This window comes from Aeromonas sp. SER, from assembly GCF_038739615.1.
GTDB classification, from domain to species: Bacteria; Pseudomonadota; Gammaproteobacteria; order Enterobacterales; family Aeromonadaceae; genus Aeromonas; species Aeromonas jandaei.
Window position 1 is genome coordinate 1 of the sequence record NZ_JBCGFC010000019.1, and the last position, 19557, is coordinate 19557.

Annotated in this window: 14 protein-coding genes and 2 rRNA genes; 13 read left to right on the forward strand and 3 right to left on the reverse strand. The window is 62.3% G+C overall.

The window, feature by feature from the left end; translation table 11 throughout:
* The 9 genes from AAHA41_RS20320 to AAHA41_RS20360 form a co-directional block, all read left to right on the forward strand.
* Positions 1–75: ribosomal RNA gene (locus AAHA41_RS20320) — 23S ribosomal RNA — on the forward strand; the annotation flags it as partial.
* 110 nt (positions 76–185) lie between these two features.
* Positions 186–300 (forward strand): 5S ribosomal RNA (gene rrf, locus AAHA41_RS20325).
* A 183-nt stretch (positions 301–483) separates the two neighbouring features.
* Positions 484–990, forward strand: a complete 507-nt coding sequence (locus AAHA41_RS20330; RefSeq protein ID WP_323070492.1) for an NUDIX domain-containing protein — start codon at positions 484–486, stop codon at positions 988–990.
* 132 nt (positions 991–1122) lie between these two features.
* Complete coding sequence (locus tag AAHA41_RS20335) at positions 1123–3285, forward strand: AsmA family protein (protein ID WP_323070491.1); 2163 nt, start codon at positions 1123–1125, stop codon at positions 3283–3285.
* 145 nt (positions 3286–3430) lie between these two features.
* The gene (locus tag AAHA41_RS20340) at positions 3431–4813 is read left to right on the forward strand and encodes a DUF3404 domain-containing protein (protein WP_323070490.1); all 1383 of its coding nucleotides are present in this window, start codon (positions 3431–3433) and stop codon (positions 4811–4813) included.
* Positions 4810–5457 carry a response regulator transcription factor gene (locus AAHA41_RS20345; protein ID WP_323070489.1) on the forward strand — a complete coding sequence of 216 codons (648 nt, stop codon included), beginning with the start codon at positions 4810–4812 and terminating at the stop codon, positions 5455–5457. The genes AAHA41_RS20340 and AAHA41_RS20345 overlap by 4 nt, the downstream gene beginning before the upstream one ends.
* A 62-nt stretch (positions 5458–5519) precedes the next feature.
* Positions 5520–6287: a DUF2861 family protein gene (locus AAHA41_RS20350; protein ID WP_323070488.1), complete on the forward strand. Its 768-nt coding sequence runs from the start codon at positions 5520–5522 to the stop codon at positions 6285–6287.
* 237 nt (positions 6288–6524) lie between these two features.
* Positions 6525–8723: a glycoside hydrolase gene (locus AAHA41_RS20355; protein WP_323070487.1), complete on the forward strand. Its 2199-nt coding sequence runs from the start codon at positions 6525–6527 to the stop codon at positions 8721–8723.
* 95 nt (positions 8724–8818) lie between these two features.
* Positions 8819–9349: a GNAT family N-acetyltransferase gene (locus tag AAHA41_RS20360; protein ID WP_069651902.1), complete on the forward strand. Its 531-nt coding sequence runs from the start codon at positions 8819–8821 to the stop codon at positions 9347–9349.
* A 90-nt stretch (positions 9350–9439) separates the two neighbouring features.
* On the opposite strand, the gene glnE is transcribed toward AAHA41_RS20360, so the two are convergent.
* The 3 genes from glnE to AAHA41_RS20375 all read right to left on the reverse strand — a co-directional run bounded on the left by glnE (position 9440) and on the right by AAHA41_RS20375 (position 14220).
* On the reverse strand, positions 9440–12313 hold the full coding sequence (gene glnE / locus AAHA41_RS20365) for a bifunctional [glutamate--ammonia ligase]-adenylyl-L-tyrosine phosphorylase/[glutamate--ammonia-ligase] adenylyltransferase (RefSeq protein WP_323070486.1): 2874 nt from the start codon (positions 12311–12313) through the stop codon (positions 9440–9442).
* Between the two features lie 130 nt (positions 12314–12443).
* A complete protein-coding gene (locus AAHA41_RS20370; protein ID WP_323070485.1) occupies positions 12444–12890 on the reverse strand; it encodes a GNAT family N-acetyltransferase in 447 nt (148 codons plus the stop codon).
* A gap of 79 nt (positions 12891–12969) precedes the next feature.
* Positions 12970–14220, reverse strand: a complete 1251-nt coding sequence (locus AAHA41_RS20375) for a methyl-accepting chemotaxis protein (protein ID WP_041210646.1) — start codon at positions 14218–14220, stop codon at positions 12970–12972.
* Between the two features lie 32 nt (positions 14221–14252).
* Here AAHA41_RS20375 and AAHA41_RS20380 point away from each other — a divergent pair, with 32 nt between their 5' ends.
* The 4 genes from AAHA41_RS20380 (at position 14253) to AAHA41_RS20395 (ending at position 19552) form a co-directional block, all read left to right on the forward strand.
* Positions 14253–15071 (forward strand): potassium channel family protein, encoded by an 819-nt coding sequence (locus tag AAHA41_RS20380; RefSeq protein WP_041210645.1) that lies wholly within the window; start codon positions 14253–14255, stop codon positions 15069–15071.
* Positions 15072–15223: 152 nt separating this feature from the next.
* The gene (locus AAHA41_RS20385) at positions 15224–15829 is read left to right on the forward strand and encodes a TIGR04211 family SH3 domain-containing protein (RefSeq protein ID WP_042029683.1); all 606 of its coding nucleotides are present in this window, start codon (positions 15224–15226) and stop codon (positions 15827–15829) included.
* Between the two features lie 329 nt (positions 15830–16158).
* A complete protein-coding gene (gene putA, locus AAHA41_RS20390; RefSeq protein ID WP_236764744.1) occupies positions 16159–19323 on the forward strand; it encodes a bifunctional proline dehydrogenase/L-glutamate gamma-semialdehyde dehydrogenase PutA in 3165 nt (1054 codons plus the stop codon).
* Positions 19316–19552: a hypothetical protein gene (locus AAHA41_RS20395; protein WP_323070484.1), complete on the forward strand. Its 237-nt coding sequence runs from the start codon at positions 19316–19318 to the stop codon at positions 19550–19552. Before putA ends, AAHA41_RS20395 begins: the two co-directional genes overlap by 8 nt.
* Positions 19553–19557: the final 5 nt, after the last annotated feature.

Genomic DNA, 19557 nt, shown 5'->3' on the forward strand with positions numbered 1-19557 from the left:
CGTTGATAGGTGGGGTGTGTAAGCGCGGTGACGTGTTGAGCTAACCCATACTAATTACCCGTGAGGCTTAACCATACAACACCCAAGAAGTGTTCTAAGGCTTGTAGCAAATACCAAGCGAACTACTCAAATTCAGTGATAGCGACCAGTCGTTATTCACGTCAGCTTTCTAGATTAAGAATTTGCCTGGCGGCAATAGCGCCGTGGAACCACCTGATCCCATGCCGAACTCAGAAGTGAAACGCGGTAGCGCCGATGGTAGTGTGGCATTCGCCATGCGAGAGTAGGACACTGCCAGGCACCCAATACAAGAAACCCCGCTCATCGAGCGGGGTTTTTTATTGCCTGAAAATCCGCAAATCGCCTGATAATTGCCCCGTTTTATTCCTCTTCCTTTGAATTCCTCGTTTTCCCCGTCTGTTTTACTCATAAAAAACGGTCGCAACAGCTTAAAATGGCGCTTTATTTCGTCGGAGATAGCCCATGTTTTGTCCAAAATGTGGTGGTCAAACCTTGCAGAGCGTCAGCCCCAAAGAGTTTCGCTGTGGCTGCGGTTTTCATTTTTTCCAGAATGTGGCGACGGCTGTGATGGTGGCGCTTTGCTGGCAGGACGAGGTGCTGGTTGCGGTGCGTGCCGGCAATCCGGGCAAGGGGTTGCTGGATCTGCCAGGCGGATTTGTCGATCCCGGCGAGTCGCTGGAGGGGGCGCTGGTGCGCGAGCTGCAGGAGGAGCTGGGGCTCGATGTCAGCGCCCAACCTTTTACCTACCTCGGTTCATTCCCCAATATCTACCCCTACGATGGCATCACCTATCACACCTGTGACACCTTTTTCGCCATCGTGCTGAGCGAAAAACCGGTCATCCAGCCGGCTGACGATGTGGCCGCCTGTCAGTGGCTGAAGATCAGCGATATCCCCTTGCCCCGCTTTGCTTTCGAGTCGACGCGCACCGCGATGGCGTGGTTGCAGCAATCCCCTTTGCAAGCCTGATCCTTGCTGATGACGATGGGGATTGGCAGCGACCATCCCTGTCTCATCCTTGTCCGCTTTTGTCCCGCAGACGCCATTCGTCAGACGGTGAGTGGTATAGTCAGCAGTGGATCCGGATTCAAGGAGCATATCGTGAAGAAGATAGTTCTCATCTTGCTCGGCATCGCCGTGGCGGCCTTGCTGGCCATAGTGACGTTGATAAGCCTTATCGACCCCAATCAATTCAAGCCCCAACTGGCTGAACAGGTGCGCAAGAGCACGGGCCGGGAACTGGTGATGGCGGGGGAGATTGACTGGCGTTTCTGGCCGAGTCTCGGCCTCTCGCTGGAGAAGGTGGCTCTGCGCAATCCGGCCGGTTTTGCCGAGCCGGATCTGGTTCGTTTCGAACAGGGCGAGGCCTCGGTGGCCCTGTTGCCGCTGCTCTCACATCGTCTGGAGATTGGCAAGGTGACCCTGAGTGGCGCCCATCTCTTTATCCAGACCAAGGCGGATGGCAGCTCCAATCTGAGCGGACTGATCAAAGATGCCACTGCTGATGCAAGCGAACCTGTCGTCCTCGCAACCCCTGCGCCAACCGCTGATAGCAAGCCCTGGCAGATCAGCTTGCAGGGTGTCGCACTCTCCCAGGCCAGTGCGCTGGTACAGGATGATCGCAGCGGCACCTCGCTGCGACTGGATCGCCTCGATCTCGATATGGGGCAGCTGGCCACCGGTCAGTGGGTACCCGTGACGCTGGCCGCCAAGGGGAGTGCCGACAAGCTCGCTTTCGATGTTAAAGGGCAGACCCAGATCAAGCTGGCGCAGGAGGTGATGGCCAGTGAACTGAAAGACTTAAGCCTCACTGGCAGCCTGAGTGACCCGGCCCTGCGACTCGACAGTTTCTCCATCAAGGGAGACCGACTGGCCTTGGGTGAGTGGAGCAATCTCACGTTGGCGCTGAAAGGAGCCAAGGGTGAGGGGCAGCAAGCTTTACTGGCTGGTTCGCTGGAAGGAACGCTCAAGGGACGGCTCGATAAAGAGATGAAGCTGGCCGAGCTCTCCGATGTGCTGCTGACGGCAGCGCTGGAAGGTGATGCGCTGCCACGTCCGCAGATGAAGCTGAAACTGGCCGGGTTTGCCCGTGCCGAGCTCGACAAACAGTTGATTACCCTGAGCAAGCTGGTGATGAGTGCCGATGAGGCGCTGTTGAGTGGTGATGGAACCGTGCAGCTTGGTGCCGTTCCCGTAATCAACTTCGATCTCAAGGGGGAGAAGCTGGATCTCGACAAATGGCTCGCCAAATCGGTACCGACCACACCTGCGCAGGCGAAAGAGGACAAACCGGCGGCCGGTGTTGCCAGCACAGCTGCAAGTGGCAATAAAGTAGTAACTGGCAAGAGCGAAGCCCTCTCTACGGTCGAACCGGATCTGGGCGCGCTCAAAGGGGTGGATCTGGATGGTCGGCTGCAACTCGGCAGCCTGCGTCTGAAAGGGCTGGATCTCGGTGCTGTCGATCTGCAGGTGGCTCTGGCCAAAGGGCTGCTGACGCTCAAACAGTTCAGCGCGACCGTGGCAGGTGGTCAGGTAAACGCGAACGGGGTACTCGACGCGCGCCAGCAACCCGCCACCTACAAGGTGCACAAGCAGGTGGCCGGGGTGAACATTCGTCCCTTGTTGCAGACTCTGGCTCAGAGTGATCTGCTGGAGGGCAAGGGCGATCTCGATGTGCAGGTGCAGGGGCGTGGTATCTCTGAGTTGGCCCTGCGCAACGGGATGCAGGGCAAAGTTACCTTGAAACTGAGCGACGGCGCCCTGCACGGCATCAACTTGCCTGAGATGATCCGCGAGGCGCGGGCTACCCTCAGCGGCAAGGGGGCCGAGCAGGTGAAGGAGGCGCGCAAGACCGATTTCAGCGCCCTGACCGCCAGCTTCCAGATTGCCGATGGCATCGCCCGCAGCAACGACATCCAGCTCTTTGCCCCGGCCTTGCGGGTCAAGGGCGAGGGGCAGACGGCGCTGGTGCCGGAGAGCCTCGACTTCCTGTTCCTCACCTCCATCGTCGAGAGCTGCAAGGGGCAGGGGGGCAAGGATGTGGACGAGCTGAAGGAGATCACCATTCCGGTGCGGATCGGCGGCCACTGGCAAGCCCCCAGCTACCAGCTCGATGTGAAGGCGCTGCTCAGCAACAACAAGTTGCTGGAGGACAAGGCGCGCAAGGAGGCCGAACGCGGCCTCAAGAAGCTGCTGGGTGACAAGGCCGACAACGAGGCCGTCAAAGGTGTGGCTGACCAGCTGCTCAAGGGACTGTTCAAATAGGTGGCGGTTCATATGGGCTGGCGGGAGCCGCGTAAATGCCGTTAGCGGTTGACCGGATGTCAGCGCCATTGAAAAATGGCGCTGACATTTTTTATGGCGCAGTGATCTGCTGCGCCTTGATCCGGAGTCATCTCGAGTTGAACCCATGCGCCTGATCCTGCTGCTCTGCTCCCTGATCTGCTATGGCATGGCTTCTCCGGTGCTGGCCGGGCCGCTGGCAGATCGTCTTGCGGGCGAGCTGGCCAGACAGACTCCAGAACAGGCGCTGCCTCTTGACGAGGTGCAGCGGCTCGACCGGCGCTTGATTGCTCCCGACTCCCTCTATCCCGCTTGGCAGCGCTATCCGCTGCGCCAGTTGCAGGCCATCTATCGCTATCAACAGGAGTGCGGGACAGAGAATGAGTTGCCCGCCGAGTGGCTGCCGCTGCTGCGGGCGCTTTGCGGCCAAGGGGCTGTACCCTCGGCCCGCTGGTTTGCCGCTCACCCCGTCTATCCGTTGGGTGGCTCCAGCGCTGCCCGCTGGCTGGCAGGTCATCCGGCGGCCGGGCTCGACCATCTGCTCCATGTGCGGGAGCGGCGCGATCAGCTGGGGCTGCTTGGCGAGCTCGGCGATGACAACCTCGACGCCCTGCTGCGGGGCGAACGCTGGCTGCTGCAATCGGGTCAGCTCTGGCTGCTTGCCGATGGACAGTGGCGTCGCTACGGTGCCGGGCAGTGGCTACCGCTGGCCGAGCGGCTTGGTGTGACGCTGGATAGCCGGGTCGATGGCTCCTGCCAGGAGCGGGTTGGGGGGATCTGCCTCAACGAGCGCCCCACGCTGCACTGGCAGTGGCTGGCGCTGGCCAGCACGCTTGGCTTTATCCTGTTGCTGGGGTGGGCCAGTTGGCAGCGCTGGCGCCTGCTGCGGGAGCGGCGCGTCGCATTGCAGATGCTGACCCACGAGCTGCGCACTCCCATCATGGCGCTCTCCGGCATCAGCGAGGAGCTGCGCCACGATTTCGACCGGCTGCCCCCTTCCGCCCAACAGAGCGTGGGTCAGCTGCTGGGCAGTGTCGCCCGCCTGCATCAGCTGGCACAGGCCAGTCGCCACTATCTGGCGGCTGAGACTCTGGAAGATGAGCGGGTGGCGGTCAGTCTCACCGAGTGGCTCACCCTGGCTTGCGAGCGGCATGACGCCACCTTCTGCCTTGAGCGGGAGATGACTCTGGCGCTCCCCTTCTACTGGCTCGATCTCGCCCTCGACAACCTGCTGCGCAACGCCAGCCAGCATGGCCGCGCGCCGGTTCGGATCTGTGCCAGCTGGCAGGCGGGGCGTTTGATCCTCGCGGTCAGCGATGGCGGCGAGCTGCCAAATTACCGGCTCGCCACCCTGCTGCACCGCGGTGCCCGTGCCGATGGTTTGGGGCTGGGGCTTGCCATCGTGCGCCATCTGCTGCGCCGTCTTGGCGGGCGCCTCGCCCTATCCGGCCCGCCCACCACCTTCACCCTGACGCTGCCCTGCCAACTCTGGAGCGACCCCGAATCATGAAGACCATCCTGCTTGTCGAAGACGAGGCGCTGCTGGCGGAGAACCTGCAACGCTATCTGACCCGCGAAGGGTATCGCTGCCTTTGGTGCGACACCCTGGCTGCTGCGGAGCAGCAGTGGCTGGCGGCGGATCTGGTGCTGCTGGATCGCACTATGCCGGAGGGGGATGCCCTCGACTGGCTGCCCCTGTGGCTGGCGCGCAAGGCGCTGCCGGTGATTGTGCTCACCGCAAGGGTGGAGGTGAGCGATCGGGTGGCCGGGCTCGATGCGGGGGCGCGTGACTACCTCACCAAGCCCTTCTCCCACGACGAGCTGCTGGCGCGGATCCGGGCTCAGCTGCGCCAGCTGGGGGATGGCACTCAGGCGGTGGGCGGCTTGCAGCTCCACCCCGCCCGGATGCAGGCGAGCTGGCAGGATGCGGAGGTGAGCTTTACCCCCACCGAGTTTGCCCTGCTCACCCTGCTGGTGCGGATGGCGGGGCGGGTGCTGAGCCGGGAGGAGATCCTCAACCGGGTGTGGGGCTATCAGGCGTTTCCCTCCACCCGCACCGTTGATACCCATATTCTGCAACTGCGCCAGAAGCTGCCCGGACTGGCCATCGAGACGGTGCGCGGCATCGGCTACCGGCTGGAGGTGCCAACGTGATGCATGCAACGCGGGCTGGACTGCTGTTGGCTCTAAGCGTCGGCCTTCTGAATGCAGGCAGTGTGATTGCAACCGAACGCCTCTTGGACACCGAACGCGCCGACCCGCTGCAACCGGCTACTTTGGCGCTGTTGCAGGGGGATAACCGGCATGCCTGGCAATCTTTGCAACAGGCTTGGCCTGCCCTCAACAGCGATGCCGAGCGCCGTAGCTGGCAAGGGATGCTGGCCGCGCTCAGTGCCCAGCACTGCGGCAAGGATTTCCCGCTGACCTTGCCTGATGGGGTGAGCGAGCTGCGCCTTGAGCTGATCCAGCGCGATGCGCCGCTGCTGCGGGACTATCGGGTGCAGCTGACAGGGGAGGGGCCCATCACTGCCGCTGAACTTATCGATCTCGCTGGCCGTGACCGACTTGCTGGCGCCCAGTGGGAGGCGGAAGAGAATAAAGGGGTCAGGGTCGTGGGGGCCGATCTACCGACACCTTTACCAGCCGGACTCTATCAGCTGCGGCTGACGGTGGCGGGCAAGGAGTGGCAGGTAGTGCTGCCGCTGCCTGCGGTGCAGGATCTGGACTGGCTCTCCCGCTCGCCGCTGGCGGTGGCCAATCCCCCCGCCAATCCCGCTTCGTGCACTCCGCTCTGGCTCGATCAGGCTGTGCTGGCCCGCCCGCAATACTCCCTGCTGTGGTGGAACCGTCTGCCTCTCGATGGCAAGGTGGATTGGCCTGCCGCCACGCCCGACAGTTGGCGCACCCTCTCGCTGGTGCAAACCAGCCAGCGCGGACAGCTGGTGTTGCAGCTGACTCACAGTCAGGCGGGGCCGGTGGAGTGATGCCGGGTGATTGAGTCGCTGCTTCTGGCAAAGATTGTTTGGCAGGTGCAATGACTGTTAATTTTTGCTGATGTTATTTGCAACAATTGGCCAGTGGATGGTGGTGGCTATCAAACAGGAAATGGCAGAGCAGCCTCTCCGTTTTGGCTCTGGGCTTAATCCTGACATTGCCCTGACAATCTGAGCCTGCCGATCTGCTGCAATGGCGGCTCCCGTTTGTATCAGGAATCACCGACCATGACCTCTTTCCCCGTGCTAACGAGCCGGATCCGCCTGCTGCTGTTGATGCCGCTGTTCTCCCTGCCTGCCGAGGCGCTGACTCTGGCCAACGATCAGTGGCGTATCGAGCTGGATCCCGCCACTCTGGCGGCCGAGGCTATCCTACCCTCGGGCCAGCACCTTGCCATCTCTTCCCCCGGTCCGCGTCAGCCGGTCACCGCCTTGCAGCAGGAGGGGGAGCGTGCCAGCTGGCTGACTCGTGCCGATGGCGAGGTGCGTGCCTTGGCTCGCCTTGAGGGTAACCGTCTGATCCTTACCCTCAGCCGTGCAACTGCTGGCGAGCTGGTGTGGCCGCGGGTACCGGCAGGGGCGCAGGCGCTGATGCTGCCGATCCACGAGGGATTCCGCATTCCGGCTACGCACACTGCGTGGCGCAAGGCGCTGGCGCAGGAGTATCAGGGGATCAATACCACCGAAAATCTCACCCTGCCGCTGGTCGGGCTGGATCACGGGGATCAGCAGCTGGCGATCCTCTTTGCCAACCCCTTCAACAACAGGCTCACTTTTACGCCCAGGAAAGATGGCATTGCCCTGACGGCGACCCATAGTGTCAATCGCCTCAATCTGGCCGACCCCTATGAGGTGGCGGTGTTGCTGCAACCGGGCAGTGATTGGCTGGCGGCGGGCAAGGCCTATCGCAGCTGGCTGCAGGAACGGGGTGAGCTGGTCTCGCTCGAGAGCAAGCTGGCGGCAGTACCGGATGGCAAGCGGCTGATTGGCGCCTCTCACCTCTATCTCTGGGGCGAGCGACTGCTGGTGCCACAGGATGTGAAGAGTTGGCCCGCGCTGCGCCGCCTGATCCCTGTTGACTGGCTCAAGGGGGAGAGTAAAACGGCGCTGCAAGCACCCGATCTTGAGCGCAACCGCTACCTGCAAAATCTGGTGCTGGCCGGAGTGGAGCAGGCGCTGGCGCTGCGCCATCCGGGTCAGCAAGCGGCTGATTTCGCCGCCCGGCGCACGCTGGCGGCCACGCAACTGGGGGCTGCGCTCAACGAGCCACAGAGCTGGGGTGATGGCAGTTCGGCCAAGATGATCGCCGCTCTCAAGCAGGCTGGACTACCCAGACTCTGGCTGGGTCTGCCCCAGTGGACCGCTGGTTTTGCTGCGCCAGAGGGGATTGAACTTGCCAAACAGGCGGGCTATCTCATCGCCCCTTACGACTCTTACGATACCGCGCTGCCTGAGGGGAATCGCCAGCAGAGCTGGCTCACCGCCCAGATGGGGCAGGATAGCTATCTGCATTGCGGTATCATGCTGGAGAACGGACGGCGCAAGAGCGGCTTTCAAAATAGCGGCGTCTACACCAATCAGGCCTGCGTGCGCCCGGTGATGGAACAGCGCGTACCCTGGTTGCAGCAGGCGAGCCACTACAACAGCTGGTTCCTCGATGTGGCGGCGACCGGCATGGTGTTTGACGACTTCGACCCGGCCAAGCCGACCAGCCAGGCGCAGGATGCGCAAAACCGGATGGCCGGGATGGCGTGGATTGCCAGGAGTCAAGGTGTGCTGGTGGGTTCCGAGGAGGGCGGCGCGGTTGCCAATCGCACCGCGGCCTTTGCCCACGGCCCCCAGACCAGCGGTTTTGGCTGGCAGGATCCCGATATGCGCCGCAACAAGCGCTCTCCCTACTATCTGGGGGCCTGGTATCCCGACTATCAGCCCGCGTTCTTCTTTCGCCAGAGCCACCTAAAACCTGAGTATCAGGGGCTCTACTTCGATCCGGCGCTGCGGTTGCCGCTGTTCCAGAGCGTCTTTCACGACAGCATAGTGACCACCCACCACTGGACGATGGATAGCCTCAAGTTCAGGGAGAGCCGTCAGGTCACCGAGCTGTTGCAGCAGCTCTACAACGTGCCGCCGCTGCTCAACCTCAGTCTGGATAGTGCCAGCGTGCGCATTCCCTATCTCAAGGGGCTCGATGCCTTCTTCCGCCCGCTGCATGAGCGGCTCTACAACCAGTCCCTCACCGGTTTTCGCTGGCTCGATAAAAGAGGCGTGGTGCAGCAGAGCGAGTTTGTCGATGGCACTCGACTGATTGCCAACTTCGGCTCGGCCACCGAGCTGGCAGGGATCAAACTGGCCGCTCAAAGCGTGCTGGCGCTGTTGCCAGATGGCAGCCAGCAGCAGTTTGTCTCGCAACCGGATGGCGCCCGCTAATCGGGCGTTCTGGCTTCTATTTTATCAGAGGATGATGTGGCAGAACTTTTCATGTATAGATGAACGTTCTGCAAAATAAACGAGAGGCAGTTCTGATGATTGAGAGTGAAGTGATTAGAGAGGTAAACCATCCGGCGTGGCCGCTGGTCTGGCAGATCTATGGCGAGAGTTTTCCCCGCTACGAGCAGCGCCAGTCACAGCATCAGCCACAGAAGATGCGGGATCCTCGCTATCACTGCCAAATCTTTTATCAGGACGGCCTGCTGCTCGGTTTCATCTTCTGGTGGGCGTGCGGTGAGCAGATCTATATCGAACATCTGGCCATCAATCCGGCGCTGCGCGGCCGCAACTACGGCAGCCGCCTGCTGGCCGAATTTTGCGAGCGGGCAGGCAAAACCGTCATTCTCGAGATCGATCCGCCAGAGGATGAGATTGCCATTCGTCGTCTGCGCTTCTATCAGGGGCTGGGCTTTTGTCTCAACGACTATGCCCATCTCCACCCACCCTATCATCCTGACTATCAAGGTCATGCGCTGCGGGTGTTGAGCTATCCGGGGCTCCTTGAGGAAGAGGCCTATCAGCGTTTCAACAGCATGCTGGTGGAGACGGTGATGGATCACGGCTGAGCAGCCGCAAGAATGCTGTTTTACCGATAAGAGAAGGGCCCGCCTGAAGCAATTCAGGCGGGCCCTTTCTCATATTGCCGCTGGCGGGAATTACTCCCCCAGCAGGGTTTGCCAGACGGTGAGCACATGGCTGCGCTCACTCTGCAGCTGATCATCGCTCACCTTGCGGGAGATCTCCGAGAGGTTGAGGCGATGGCCGAGGTTGCGGATCTCCAGATAAGCCTGTTTCAGCCCCTCCGCCTGCTCCAGGGTCAGCACTCCTGCCATCACGCACTCGTCGAAGATGCGCACGTTATCAGACCAGCGGGTGAGGGCATCGGGCTCGCCGCAGGCGTGGGCCAGCACCAGATACTGGGCGATAAACTCGATATCCACCATGCCGCCGGGTGACTGCTTGAGGTCGAACTCGCCGGCGCCGGCCTTGAGCAGGTGATCCCGCATCTTGTGGCGCATCTCGCGCACCTCGCGGGCCAGGGTCGGCAGGTCGCGTTCCCTGGCCAGCACATCGCGGCGGATGCGGGCAAACTCGGCAACGATGGCGTCATCGCCATAGATGGGGCGAGCCCGCACCAGCGCCTGATGTTCCCAGGTCCACGCCTCGTTTTGCTGGTACTGCTCGTAGGCCGACAGCGACGAGACCAGCAGGCCGGAGTCGCCGGAGGGGCGCAGCCGCATATCGATCTCGTAGAGAATGCCGGATGGGGTGCGGGTGCTGAACAGGTGCAGGATCCGCTGTGCCAGACGCAGGTAGAACTGGCGGCTGTCGATGGGTTTGCGCCCGTCGGTGTAGCTGTTGGGGTCGCCGCCGTGCAGGAACACCAGATCGAGATCCGAGCCGTAACCGAGCTCGATACCACCCAGCTTGCCATAGGCCACCACCGCAAAGCCGCGCTGACCGCTCACCGCCACCTCGGGCGGTACCCCGTAGCGCTCGCTCATCTGGGCCCATGCCTGATTGACCACCTCCTCGGTGATCGCCTCCGCCAGCCAGGTGAGGTGGTCGCTCACCTTCATCAGCGGCAGGGCGCCGGCGATGTCGGCCGCCACGATGCGCAGCAGCTGCACCTGCTTGAACTGACGCAGCGCCTCCATCTGCTGCTCCACGTCCTCTTCGGGGATGCGCAGCAGGAACTGGCGCAGCTGGGGCTTGTACTGGTCGAGCGGGGTGGGGTGGTAGAGGTGCTGGGGATCGAGCAGCTCATCGAGCAAAATGGGGTAGCGGGCCAGCTGTTCGCTCACCAGATGGCTGGCGTCGCACAGCCGCACCAGCTGGCGCAGGGCGCCCGGGTTTTCCGCCAGCAGCTGCAGATAGGCGCTGCGGGTGAAGATGCGAGTCAGCAACTCGCACACCCGCTCGAACAGGCGGGCGGGTTGCTCACTGGCTACCACCAGCCGCAGCAGCTCCGGCATCAGCCAGTCCAGCGCGATGCGCCCCTGCGGCCCCACCTGACGGCGTTTGTACTCCTCCTTGAAACGCAGTAGCGCGGCACAGAGCGGGGCGGGCTCGGCCACCCCCTGCGCGGTCAGTAGTTTTTCCAGCTCGGCGGCGTCGAGCTCGGTGCGCCACAGATCGAGCCAGAGCTGCTCCAGATGGGCGGGGGCCTCTTTCTCTTCCCCCACCACGGCGGCGAATTCCTGATGGACGGCGGCCATCTCCTCATCGAGATGAGCCATAAAGGCGCCCCAGTCAGCAAAGCCGAGGGCAGCGATCAGCCGCTGGCGATCCCGCTCTTCGGTGGGCAGGGTTTGGGTCTGCTGATCGCCGATCTCCTGCAATATGTTCTCGACCCGGCGCAGGAAGCGATAGGCATCCAGCAAGCGATCGCAATGGGCAGATTCGAGGGCGCCACATTGGGCGATGGCGGCCAGCGCTTCGGGCAGGTGGCGCACCCGTAGCGCAGGTTCACGACCGCCGCGAATAAGTTGCAGCGCCTGGGCGATAAACTCCACTTCACGGATGCCGCCAGCCCCCAGCTTGATGTTGCCCTCCAGTCCCTTGCGGCGCACCTCGGCGGCGATCATCGCCTTCATCTGGCGCAGGCCGTCGATAACGCCAAAGTCGATATAGCGGCGAAACACGAAGGGGCGCAGCATCTCGGCCAGCTCGACCGCGTGCTCGCATTGGGGGCCCAATACCCGCGCCTTGACCATGGCGTAGCGCTCCCAGTTGCGGCCGTGGTGCTGGTAATAATCCTCCATGGCGGCGAAGGAGATAGCGAGCGGCCCCGCATCGCCAAAGGGGCGCAGTCGCATGTCGACCCGGAACACCTGACCATCCTGAGTGGGCTGGTGGAGGGCGTTGATGATGCGCTGACCGAGCTTGATAAAGAACTGCTGGTTGGCGAGCTCGCGTCGCCCGCCAACCGTGTAGCCGTTCTCGGGGAAGGTGAAGATAAGGTCGATATCCGAGGAGAAGTTGAGCTCGCCACCGCCGAGCTTGCCCATGCCGAGAATGAGCAGCGGCTGTGGGTTGCCGTTGCCGTCCATCGGGGTGCCCAGCTCGCCGCACTGTTTAGCGTAGAGCCAGTCGCGGGCGGAGCAGATCAGCGTATCCGCCAGCTTGGTGAGGTGGATAAAGCTCTCTTCTACTGTCGCGTGGCCCAGCAGCTCGCGCCAGGCGATCACCAGCATGCGGCTGCGGCGGAACTGGCGCAGGATGCGCTTGAGCGCCTCTTCATCGCTTACCTCGGCGAGCAGGGCAGTGAGGTCACTCTGGTAGGCGGGCCAGCGTTCGACCCGCTCCAGATCTCCGGAGGCGAGCAGTTCGGTCAGCAACTCCGGCTGTTTGAAGAGAGAGTCGGCGACAAAATCGGAGAGACCGAGCAGGGTCAGCAGGGTTTGGCGCACCGGCTCGGGCTGATTGCCATAGTCGGGGGCCAGTTCAGTCAGCCGTTGCCACTGGCGCTGGGCCAGCTCCTGCAGCAGGGGGGAGAAGGCGGAGAAAGAGGGAGAGTGCTGGGCCACGGTTGCCGTCCTTGTGGTTAACGAAACTGCCGGATAAAAAGCTGGCTGCCAATCTAGCACTGTCAGGCCCCCGCGTCACAGCGCAGGGGCGAGAAGCATGATCCGGCGGGAATTATCGGCAGCCAGTCATTCAGGTGCGCTGGTAAATGGCGGGATCGTAGATCTCCATCAGGCTGCCCGGGGTGGCCGGTGGGGCAAAGCCGAAACTGGCGTAGAGGCCGTGGGCATCCGAGGTGGCGAGGGAGAGGCGGCGCAACCCCTGCAACTCGGGATGGTCGACAATGGCGGCCACCAGCGCCTTGCTGTAACCGCGGCCGCGATACTCAGGCAGCACGAAGACATCGGCCAGATAGCCAAAGGTAGCCTTGTCGGTGATGACCCGGGCAAAGGCAACCTGCTGACCATCGACATAGCCGCCAACGCAGAGGGAGTGGTTGATGGCCCGCACCACAGTGCTGTGGGGAATACCGCGACACCAATAGGCCTCTTCGGAGAGAAAACGGTGGATCAGCGGCAGATCGAGCCGCCCCTTGTCGTCACTGATCTCGATGGGTGAGTGCGTCGTGCTCTGCTGCATGTTGGCTCCTTGCCGTGGGTCAGAAATGAGAAAGGCCCCTCGCGGGGCCTTCCAGTCTAACCGGATTGGAGCGGGAAAGTCAGGCGAGCTTGAAGGACTGGATCTGGCCATCCAGTTCCTGGCTGTGTTGCTCTACCAGTACCGAGGCCTCCTGCAATTCGCGCAGCACCACCACGGAGCCTTCGGCGATCTGCTTGACCTGCTCCAGATTGCCGCGCATCTCCTCGGCCACCGAGCTCTGCTGATCGGAAGCGGCGGCGATGTGGCGGTTCATGTCGGCCACGCCCTGTACCCGCTCCACTATGGTAGCGAGCTGATCGCCCGCCTGGGTCACCTGGGCAACCCCCTTGTCGGCCTGCTGCACGCTCTGGGCCATCAGCTCGCCAGCCTGACGGGCATTGCCCTGCAACTGCTCGATCATCTTCTGGATCTCGACGGTGGCGGCCTGAGCGCGGTTGGCCAGCTCGCGCACTTCGGAGGCCACCACGGCAAAACCGCGGCCCGCTTCACCGGCGCGGGCGGCCTCGATGGCGGCGTTGAGCGCCAGCAGGTTGGTCTGTTCCGAGATGCCGCGAATGGTGTCGACTACCGAGCCAATCCGCTCGACCCCGTGTTCCACCTCGTTGACCACGTTGGCGGAGCGCTGGATGTTGCCGGAGAGGGTGTCGATGGTGTTGACGGTCTCGGCCACGCAGCGGCTCCCCGCTTCGGCCAGCTGGCTGGTCTCGGCAGTGGCCCGGGAGGCCTGATCGGCGTGAGAGGCCACCTCGCGAATGGCGCCGACCATCTGGCTCATGGCGCTGGCCAGCTGCTCAATCTGGGCGAACTCTTCGCTGATCGCCTCGTTGGCCTCCTCCATGCAGAGGGTCACCTGGGAGGCGATGTCGTTGAGCTCCTTGCAGGCGGCGCGCTGGCTGCCAAAGACCGCTTTCAGATTCTCCTGCGAGTGGGAGACCGCCTTGGCGATGTCACCGAACTCGTCGCGGGAGCGGAGCAGTACCTTGTGGCTGAGGTCCCGCTTGGCAAAACGCTCCAGCAGATCGACCAGATAGTGTACCTGCTTGACCATCAGACGGGAGCCGGTCATCAGCAGGATAACGAACAGCAGCCCCATGATGGTGGTCTCCATCAGGCCGCTCCAGAGCAGGCGGTCGGCAATGGCGTTGGCTTTTTCCGGATCCAGCCCCTCGGTGAGCAGGGTGGCCTCCAGATTGTTGGCATCAAACCAGAGTTTGGTCAGTAGCAAAATGGTACTGATCACCATCAGCAACACCACTTTCGGCACCAGCCGAATGTTGCTCATCCGCTTCTCCAGCAGGTTCAACTGCATCGTAAAATCTCCTTTGAAAATCGCTTTTTCCTTTGCCCTCAAGGCTATCGGCATTATCTTCTCTTTTATTAATTTGCACCGTGTTTAAAGTTGGAAAATGTATGCGGCATCACTTAACTCACTTGCGGGCGATGGATTTGCTGATGGCATTTCTGTCGATAGTCTCGGTGTTACTGGTAACAGCCCGCTGGTGGGGCCATCAGACACTGACCCCCCAGACCCTGCAGCTCTTCTATGACCTCGACAGCCTGATCTGCTACTTCTTCATCGCCCACTTTGCCTATGGCTGGCTCAGGGCCCCCGATCGCAAAGCCTTCTTCAAGGCCAACTGGATCTATCTGCCGGGCAGCTTGCCGATGGTGGAACAGCTGCGCTGGGCCCGACTGCTCCAGCTGTGGCGGGTCTATCAACTGTTTAAGGAGCACCCGGATTTCTGGTCCATGTTCCGCCGCGAGCGCAACGAGACCACTCTCTCCGGCATCCTGTTCCTCTTCTTCCTGCTGCTGGGGGTGGGCTCCGGCGTCATGTACTGGATTGAGTCGGGCCAGCCCGGCAGCGAGATCCAGACTCCCTACGATGCGTTCTGGTGGACGCTGGTGACCCTGTCGACCGTGGGCTACGGCGATCTGGTGCCGCGGACGGAGGAGGGACGCTTTGTCGCCAGCCTGCTGATCCTGTTCGGGGTTGGCCTGTTTGGTGCCATCAGTGGTTTCATGGCCAGCATCTTTTTGCAGCCGGCCAAGGAGAGCGAAACCGAGAAGTGGCGTCACCACTACAACAACCAGCAGGAGCAGCTGCTGCGCGAGTTGCGGGCACTGCGCGACGAGGTGCGCGAGCTCAAGAAGAAGTAAGGTTGTCGTACGGGAGCGCAAGTTGCGAGCCAGCTCCCAGCTATCGGTTGTGACAGAGCGGGGGAGGTGCTTTTTCTTTGCTTGTCCTTTAACCTGCTGGCGGCTTAACATTCAACCTCTTGTCCAAACCTGAAAAAGAGAATCGATCAACCATGCGCGCCCTTCTCGGGATTCTTATCTGCTTGTGTGCCCAACAGGCACTGGCCGATACCCGTTATGTTTCAGACAACATCTTTACCTTTATCCACAATGGTCCGGGTACCCAGTACCGGATCCTCGGTAGCGTCAAGGCTGGTGAACCGCTGGAGGTGAAGGCGGTGAACGGCGAGGCCGGTTTCACTCAGGTGGTGGACGGTCGCGGCCGTGATGGATGGATCAAAAGCAGCGAACTGCAGAGCCAGATCAGCCTGCGCGAGCAGCTGCCGCAGGTAGAAAAGGAGCGTGACGAGCTCAAGGCCCGCCTGCAAAACCTCAACGGCGACAACGAGAAACGCTTCGCCGAGAAGGATGGTCAGATCGCTGCCCAGAGCAAGGAGATTGCCGCCCTCAAGGCTCAGCTGGCCAGCCAGGGTGAAGAGATGAACAATCTCAAAGAGCAGAACGATGCCCTGACCCAGAGCTACGACAACCAGGAGCACGACATGCAGATGGACTGGTTCATCCGTGGTGGTGCCATGGTTGGTGCCGGTATCCTGCTTGGCATTCTGTTGCCCATGTTGCCCCGCCGTCGCAGCCGTGGCGATCGCTGGATGAACTGACAGCCTCTGGCTGACTGAATTGCTGAGAAGGGTCGCCGTGGCGGCCCTTCTTTTTTTGGGCGCATTGGAGACATCCGCTATTGGGCGGGATGCGTGGCTGCTTTGCGACAGGGTGGAGGCAGATCGTATACAAAATGAAGTCAGATGACCCTCATGTTTACTGGCAGGCTGGCTTCAAAAGGGAATGAACGGGGTGAATTAGCGATCTTTGTTAAAGAGTGGCAACAAATTCATTTCATATAGGGGAGGATATTGTATACATTGTCGGCGTTTCGGCGGCGCGACCGCCTTTGTCGATATCAGCCTTAGGGCGTACAGGAAGACCCCATATGTTCAAAGCTACTCAAGTGCTTGCCGCTGACTATATCCCCTCTGATCTGGCCGCCCTGCGCGAAGCCATCACCCAGAACTACGTGGTGGATGAAAATGCCTATCTGGCCGAACTGTCGGCCATGCTGCCGGGGGATGGCGCCTCGCTGGAGCAGGTGACCCAGCGTGCCCGTACTCTGGTGACCAAGGTGCGCAAGGAGAGCGGCTCCGGTGACGGTATCGACGCCTTCCTGCAGGAGTACAGCCTGGATACCCAGGAGGGGATTATCCTGATGTGTCTGGCCGAGGCGCTGCTGCGCATTCCCGATGCCGAGACCGCCGACGCCCTGATCAAGGACAAGCTCTCCGGCGCCAACTGGTCATCCCATTTCCGCAAGAGTGATTCCACCCTGGTCAACGCCTCCACCTGGGGGCTGATGCTGACCGGCAAGATCATCAAGCTCGATAAAAAGCTCGACGGCAACCCGGCCAACCTGCTGGGGCGCATGGTCAACAAGCTGGGGGAGCCGGTGGTGCGCTCCGCCATGTACGCCGCCATGAAGATCATGGGCAAGCAGTTCGTGCTGGGGCGCGACATGAAAGAGGCGCTCAAGGCGAGCCGCAAATCCCGCGAGCTGGGTTACACCCACACCTACGACATGCTGGGTGAGTCGGCGCTGACCATGCAGGATGCCGACAAGTATCTGACCGATTATCGCAACGCCATCGAGGCGGTGGGCAACGAGCGGATCAGCGACGGCGGCCCGGCCCCCTCCATCTCCATCAAGCTCTCGGCGCTCCATCCGCGCTATGACGTAGCCAACCGCGAGCGGGTGCTCGGCGAGATGTGCGAGCGGCTGGTGGGGCTGGTGCGTCTGGCCCGCGACAAGGATGTGGCCATCAGCATCGATGCCGAAGAGATGGACCGCCTCGAGCTCTCTCTCGATCTGTTCGAGCAGCTCTACCGCTCCGACGCCAACCGTGGCTGGGGCAAGCTCGGCATGGTGGTGCAGGCTTACTCCAAGCGTGCGCTGCCGGTACTCTGCTGGCTGACCGCGCTGGCCCGCGAGCAGGGTGACCTCATTCCGGTGCGACTGGTAAAAGGCGCCTACTGGGACAGCGAACTGAAATATGCCCAGCAGGCGGGCCTGCCCGGCTACCCGCTCTTTACTCGCAAGGCGGGTACCGACATCTCCTACCTCGCCTGCGCCCGCTACCTGCTGAGCGAGCCGACTCGCGGCTTTATCGCTCCCCAGTTCGCCACCCACAACGCCAATACCGTGGTCAGCATTCTGGAGATGGCCGGTGATCGCCAGTTCGAATTCCAGCGCCTGCACGGCATGGGCGAGGAGCTGCACAACGCCGTGCTGAGCGACAATCCCGGTCTGCACTGCCGCATCTACGCGCCGGTCGGCGCCCACAAGGACTTGCTGCCCTATCTGGTGCGCCGCCTGCTGGAGAACGGGGCCAACACCTCCTTCGTTCACAAGCTGGTGGATCCCAACACCCCGGTGGATTCGCTGGCCGAGCACCCGTTGCGCACCCTCAAGCGCTACTCCGGCTTTGCCAACGACCGCATTCCGCAGCCGGTGAACCTGTTCAGCGACCGCAAGAACTCCAGCGGCGTCAACATGAACATCCTCTCCATCCAGCGCCCCTTCTTCGCCCGCTTGAAAGAGCTGGAGAGCAAGCAGTGGCTGGCGGGCCCCATCGTCGATGGCGAGACCCTCAAGCGCAGCGAGGCACGCACCGTGCTGAGCCCGCAGGATGTGAGCCTCACCGTCGGCAAGATCCACTGGGCCGACGAGCAGGCGGTGGAACAGGCGCTGGCATCTGCCCACGCAGCCTTCCCGCGCTGGCGTGAAACCCCGGTGAGCGAGCGTGCTGCCGCGCTGGAGAAGCTGGCGGATCTGCTGGAAGCGAACCGCGAGCAATTCGTCTCCCTCTGTACCCGCGAGGCGGGCAAGCTGCTGCAAGATGGCATCGACGAGGTGCGTGAGGCGGTGGATTTCTGCCGCTACTACGCGGTGCAGGCCCGCAGCCTGATGGGGCAGGCGACCCTGCTGCCCGGTTACACTGGCGAGCAGAACGAGCTGTTCCTGCAGGGGCGCGGCGTGTTTGTCTGCATCAGCCCGTGGAACTTCCCGCTGGCGATCTTCCTCGGCCAAATCGCTGCGGCGCTGGCCACCGGCAACACCGTCATCGCCAAACCGGCGGAGCAGACCGGCCTTATCGCCCATCTGGCGGTGACGCTGGCACATCAGGCCGGTATTCCGGGCGACGTGCTGCAGCTGCTGCCCGGTGACGGTGCCACCGTCGGTGCCAAGTTGACAGCCGATCCGCGCATCGGCGGCGTCTGCTTCACCGGCTCCACCGAGACCGCCAAGCTGATCAACATGACTCTGGCCCAGCGCGATGGCGCCATCCTGCCGCTCATCGCCGAGACCGGCGGCCAGAACGCCATGATCGTCGACTCCACCGCCCTGCCGGAGCAGGTGGTGCGCGACGTGGTGAGCGCCGCCTTCCAGAGCGCCGGTCAGCGCTGTTCGGCCCTGCGGGTGCTCTACCTGCAGGAGGAGATCGCCGAACGGGTGCTGGAGATCCTCACCGGCGCCATGCAGGAGCTGAAAGTGGGCAACCCGGCCGAGCACAACACCGACGTCGGCCCGGTGATCGATGCCGATGCCAAGGCCGGTCTCGATGCGCACCTCGCCTACATGGTGCCGCGCGCTCGCCTGATTGCGCAGGCGCCGATGCCGGCCGCGACCATGGAAGGGCACTTTGTCCAGCCGACCGCGCTGGAGATCGGCTCCATCCGCGAGCTGGCCAAGGAGCAGTTCGGCCCCATCCTGCACGTGGTGCGCTACGCCACCCGGGATCTGGACAAGGTGATCAGCGATATCAACGGCACCGGCTACGGTCTGACGCTGGGGATCCACAGCCGCAACGAATCCCACGCCGAGGAGCTGGCGAGCCGCATCAATGTGGGCAACGTCTACATCAACCGCAACCAGATCGGCGCCATGGTCGGGGTGCAGCCGTTCGGCGGGCAGGGGCTCTCCGGCACCGGTCCCAAGGCGGGCGGCCCTCACTACCTGAGCCGCTTCGTTACCGAGAAGACCCGCACCATCAACACCACGGCGGTGGGCGGTAACGCCTCCCTGCTGGCGATGGGCGATGCCTGATCGGCGCAGCGAAAGAACGATTGACAGCAGGCCGCCTTCGGGCGGCCTCTTTGTTGATGTGCTCCTCTTGCTCGCCGGTTTTGGCCCCGGCGGGGCGAAGATCGGAGGCGATTTTGTTGTGGCGGCGGGGTCGTCAGTGGCGCTTGCCAGTCGTAAGATGGGGCCCATTCGCGCTATTTTGCCCCTGCTGCAGCCTGCTGTGACCGTGGCGTTGTTTAATCTGACTTAACGAGA